The organism is Synechococcus sp. H60.1 (genome assembly GCF_047462335.1).
Lineage (GTDB): Bacteria > Cyanobacteriota > Cyanobacteriia > Thermostichales > Thermostichaceae > Thermostichus.
The window spans coordinates 1-4,969 of record NZ_JANSJA010000228.1 but is presented as its reverse complement, the minus strand read 5'-3'; the positions used below and the strand labels follow the sequence as shown (position 1 = coordinate 4,969).

Annotated in this window: 5 protein-coding genes; 1 reads left to right on the top strand and 4 read right to left on the bottom strand. The window is 62.6% G+C overall.

The window, feature by feature from the left end; all coding sequences use genetic code 11:
* Positions 1-359 precede the first annotated feature (359 nt).
* The gene (gene fabG, locus NW852_RS11170) at positions 360-1,103 is read left to right on the top strand and encodes a 3-oxoacyl-[acyl-carrier-protein] reductase (RefSeq protein ID WP_414366653.1); all 744 of its coding nucleotides are present in this window, start codon (positions 360-362) and stop codon (positions 1,101-1,103) included.
* Positions 1,104-1,108: 5 nt separating this feature from the next.
* Here the strand turns inward: fabG and NW852_RS11165 are convergent, their stop codons facing one another.
* The 4 genes from NW852_RS11165 to secG are packed head-to-tail and all read right to left on the bottom strand — an operon-like array spanning position 1,109 to position 4,423.
* A complete protein-coding gene (locus NW852_RS11165; protein ID WP_414366652.1) occupies positions 1,109-2,761 on the bottom strand; it encodes a gamma-glutamyltransferase family protein in 1,653 nt (550 codons plus the stop codon).
* Between the two features lie 13 nt (positions 2,762-2,774).
* Positions 2,775-3,473, bottom strand: a complete 699-nt coding sequence (locus tag NW852_RS11160; RefSeq protein ID WP_414366651.1) for an HAD family hydrolase — start codon at positions 3,471-3,473, stop codon at positions 2,775-2,777.
* A gap of 33 nt (positions 3,474-3,506) precedes the next feature.
* Positions 3,507-4,169, bottom strand: coding sequence for a YqiA/YcfP family alpha/beta fold hydrolase (locus NW852_RS11155; protein WP_414366649.1), 663 nt, complete (start codon positions 4,167-4,169; stop codon positions 3,507-3,509).
* Between the two features lie 14 nt (positions 4,170-4,183).
* Positions 4,184-4,423, bottom strand: a complete 240-nt coding sequence (gene secG, locus NW852_RS11150; protein ID WP_011431281.1) for a preprotein translocase subunit SecG — start codon at positions 4,421-4,423, stop codon at positions 4,184-4,186.
* Positions 4,424-4,969 lie beyond the last annotated feature (546 nt).

Genomic DNA, 4,969 nt, shown 5'->3' with positions numbered 1-4,969 from the left:
GCTTAGCGGTCGGAGCCGGGTAGTTTACTGGTTTCTCCCTGAACCACCTAGGGAACTCTGTTCGCTTGCGCGAGCAGCGATAGCACCTACCGTTGGGGCCTACGGCCCGCTAACGCGAGGGGGTCTTCCCAGTCGGTTGCTCAAGCGCTCGGCGCCGCTAGCCCTCACCCCCGGCCCCTCTCCCAAAAGGAGAGGGGAGTTTGGGATCAAGGCGGCAGGCAGTCTCATTGCGGTTGGAATGGCCATAGGAGGGATGGCAAAGAAACCCGCTCCCCGCCCCAGACAAGGCCAAAGCATCCTATACTGTTGCGTCGGTAAAAATAAGCGGGAAGCTGCTGCCTATGTCTGAACTTCTCCCCTTGCCTTCGCTCCACAACCAGGTGGCAGTGGTCACCGGAGCCAGCCGCGGCATTGGCCGGGCCGTTGCCTTGCATCTGGGGGCGATTGGCGCCAAGGTGGTCGTCAACTACGCCCGCTCCGCCGCCGAGGCTGAGTCGTTGGTGCAGGAGATCGCCGCTCTGGGGGGCGAAGGGATGGCTGTGGCCGCCGATGTCTCCCAGCCGTCGGCGGTGGAACAACTCTTTGAGCAGGTGATGGAGCGCTGGGGGCGGGTGGACGTGCTGGTGAACAATGCCGGCATGGCCCGCGACACCCTACTGCTACGCATGAAGCCGGAAGATTGGCAGGCGGTGCTGGATCTCAACCTCACGGGGGTCTTCCTCTGCCTGAAGGCAGCCGCCAAGATCATGGTCAAGCAGCGGCAGGGGCGGATCATCAACATCACCTCGGTGGTGGGCCTGGTAGGCAATCCCGGCCAGGCCAACTACAGCGCCGCCAAAGCAGGGGTGATTGGTCTGACGAAGACAGCAGCCCGCGAGCTGGCCAGCCGCAACATCACCGTCAACGCCGTTGCCCCCGGCTTTATCACCACCCAGATGACCGAGAAGTTGGATCCCGGCCCCATCCTGGCCCAGATCCCTCTAGGGAGACTGGGATCCCCAGCGGAAGTGGCGGGGCTGGTGCGCTTTTTGGCGGCCGACCCGGCGGCAGCCTACATCACCGGGCAGGTTTTCGCCATCGACGGCGGCATGGTGATGAGCTGATCCTTCTACCAGGCCAGGGCCAACCCATCGGCACGGGGTTCGGAAGCCCCGATCAGGTGATCCCCATCGCGAAAGATGATCTGTCCCCGGCCAAAAAGGCCGTAGTCCTCTTCTGCAGCTACCACCTGCACCGCGTGGCCCCGCGCAGCAAGCTCTCCCACCACCTGAGGGGGGGCCGTGCTCTCCAGCGCCACCTGCGGGATCCCTTGGTCGAGAAGCACTCGCCAGCGGGGCGCATCCAGAGCCGCTTGGGGGTTCAGGCCGTAATCCACCAGATTCACCACCACCTGCACATGGCCTTGGGGCTGCATCGTCCCTCCCATGACGCCAAAAGGGCCGAGAGGGATCCCATCTTTGGAAAGAAAGGCGGGGATGATCGTGTGGTAGGGGCGCTTGCGCGGGCCCACCTGGTTGGGATGACCGGGTTCCAAGGTAAATCCGGTGCCGCGATTGTGGAGGGCAATCCCTGTCCCTGGAACCAGCAGGCCGCTGCCGAAGCCGTCGAAGTTGGATTGGATCAAAGACACCATCAGGTCGCCATCAGCTGTGGCCAAGTAAACCGTTCCCCCCTGAGGTAGCCCTGGCTGAGCCAAGGGGATGGCCCTAGAACCGATCAACAGCTGCCGTTGCTGGGCATAACGTTTATCCAGCATTTGGGCGGGACTCACCCGCAGATAGTCGGGATCCGCTACCTGTCGGCTCACATCGGCAAAAGCCAGCTTCATCGCCTCAATCTGCAGGTGATAGCGCTCGCCGGCCTCGTAGGGGATCCGACCCAGCTCAAAACCCTCCAAAAGGTTGAGGGCCATCAGGGCGGCAATGCCCTGGCCATTGGGGGGGATCTCCCAGACGGTGTAGCCGCGGTAATCGGTATGGATGGGTTCTACCCAGTCGGCCCGATGTTCTGCCAAGTCGGCGCGGGACAGGAGACCGCCAGTGGTATCCGAAAAAGCCAGCAGCTTCTCCGCCAGCTCCCCCCGGTAAAAACTCTCGCCGCCACTATGGGCAATCTCTGCCAGGGTTTGTGCATGCAGAGGGCTGCTCCAGCGCTCCCCCGCCCGTGGAGCACGCCCCTGGGGGAAAAAAACGGCTTTGAAGGCCTCGTGGCGGGGATCCGGCAGCGGCAAATAGGTGGCCTCCGCCGCCTGCCACAGTTGGGCAATCCGGGGAGAAACCGGAAACCCCTCGCAGGCCAAGCGAAGGGCGGGCCCAAACAGGCGCTCGAAGGGCAGCCGTCCCCAGCGCCGGTGCAAGGCTTGCCAAGCCGAAACAGCCCCCGGCACCGTTACTGCCAACCAATCGTAAGCGGGAATCTGGCCGACACAGCGCTCCGGCGTCAGGGCAGCTGGGCTGCGACCGGAAGCATTCAAGCCGTACAGCCGGCCCTTCTCCCCTCCCTCCCACACCAGCGCAAAAGCATCGCCACCAATGCCATTGGAAGTCGGCTCCACCACCGTCAAAGCCACCGCCATCGCCACGGCTGCATCCACGGCATTGCCGCCGGCCCAGAACATCTCCATACCCGCCATTGCTGCCAGCGGTTGGCTGGTGGCCACGGCTCCCCGTTTGCCCATCACCACCCGTCGCCGCGAGGCAAATGGATAGCGATCCAGGGCCTGCCGTAAAAAAACCGGTGCTGGAGAGAGAGGATCCTGCATGGGTCTGTGCTCCCTATACAGGCAAGCTCAGAAGTGCTGCCAACTCGGCAAAGCTGTCCACCACGGCGTCGGCCCCCGCCCGGCGCAGTTCCTCGGCAGTGAAAGCAGTGGTGAGGCCAACTGCCAAGCAGCCGGCCCCCTTGGCGGCGCGGATCCCGTGGGTGGAGTCTTCGACCACCAAACACCGGCTGGGATCCAAGCCCACCTTGGCAGCCGTTTTCAAATAGGGCTCGGGGTCGGGCTTGGCCCGCCGAATATCTTCGGCAGTAACCACGGCGTCGAACCAGCGGTGCAGGTTAAAGCGCTGGAAAATCTGCTCTTGATCCCGACGGGTGGCCGAGGTGGTGAGGGCGAGAGCCGAGAAGCGGCGGCGGCTAGCCGCCAAAAACTCCAGGACCCCTGGCACCAGCGGCACCTCTCCCAGTAGTTCTCCAAAAGCCTTGGCCTTTTCCTCGATCAAACGCTGCACCAGCAGGGATCGTTCTACGGGCGGGGTGTCCGTCAGGTGTTCTACGAGATACTCGAACATGTCCTGGTCGGTGCGCCCCTTAAACTGCAGGGAGATGGGAGCCAGATCCAGAGAGATCTGACAGCGCTGCAGGGCGATGACTCCGGCGCGGGCGTGGATCGGCTCCGAATCCACGATTACCCCGTCCATATCCAAAAGCAAGCCGGCAGTCGCGTCAGCGGCGCGGAGCGCTTCGGGTTGCATAGACAGTTGGGCAAGCGCGGGACAGGGATCCCCTTAGCAACAAGGCTGCTCTGTCGCCATCCCCCAGCCACAAAAGCGGCTGGTAACCTGCCAGATGGGATCCAACACATCGGTGAGGGCGTGGTCGCTCTCTACAGATACCAGTTGCGCCCAAGGACGACGGGCCACGTAGTCGCGGCTGGCCTGGATAGGAATGATCTCGTCCCGGATCCCATGCACAACCAGGGTGGGCACAGGCCGGCGCAACGCCCCATCCGGGTAGTGTTGGGCATCGGTGACAAAGCCGTACTCCAACAGCAGTGGACGGCCTTCTCCGTAGTGAAATACCGGCATTTGCCCAGTGCGTTGCCAGCTTTCCACCGCCTCCGCCCCCAGCCGCGGCAGCCAATGGCCCAGAAAGCCAAAGGCCGGTGCCAAGAGCACCAGACGCTGCACGCAGGGTTGCTGCTCGGCCACCCAGGCGGCCACCAGTCCCCCCAAGCTAGAACCAATAAGGGTAACGGGAGGATGGCCCATTTGCGCCAACTGCTCAGAAACCTGCCGGATCTGGCGGGTCAAGGTAAGCTGGGCAAAGTTGCCCTGGTTGAGATCGGGCACCTGCAGAGAGATCCCAAGCTGCTGCAGCCGCTGCCGGAAAAAAGTAGCCTTGGCCGATTGGGGCCCAGAGCCGAATCCGTGCAAGTAGATGACCGCCACGATGACAGGGATCCCTAGGGGCCTGTGGCTGCCGAGAGCCAGCCTGCCCCCAACACCACGCTGATGGAGAGGAAGAGGGTGGCTACCGTCCAGGTGATGCGGTTGAGGTTCTGCTCGGCGCTTTTGGAGCTGGAGAACAATTGAGCTTGGCCGCCGATGCCCGCCAGCCCATCCCCTTTGGGGCTATGCAACAACACCAGTATCACCAGCAAAACGGCCGAGGCAGACCAAAGGAACTCAAAGAAGGCTTCCATCGCAGAGGATCCCAGTAGGGCACGTTGCTGAAGCTATTATCGCCTGTATCTCCACCCTGGCACACCCTGCGCTCCCCTTCCAAAACCCACTAGATTGGAGTTTCAGCGTGGGCCAGGGAGATCTCTCACTGCCAGCCCTTTCCTCTCTGGGGGAGGAGCAGGCCGTTATCTGGCTAAGCCTAACCCTGTTTTGACACTCCCCCGACTAAAGTCGGAGGATTCTTACGCAGTCCACAAGCAGGCTCGTAAAGGCGCTGTCAAGACGCCCCTACCCACTTCCCTAGGGTAAAGCCCTAAGGTTCTGCTTACTTTGCTAAGCAACGCCCCCACGCTCTGCACTGCTCAGGTTTTCCACCGTAGCAGGTGCTTGCTAAGGCCTCCGGCCCGCTGGCGCGAAGGGAGAGCAACTTAAGTTGCTGGCGGGCTTCTCCGCCCCGCACTTTAGTGTGGGACTACCAAGCTATCCCCTGTGCCCTGGGTGAGATCTCTTCCGCCGCCTCTAAGCGGAGCCGTCGCATGGCTGTTGCTGGCCTTGCTGTTGTGGAC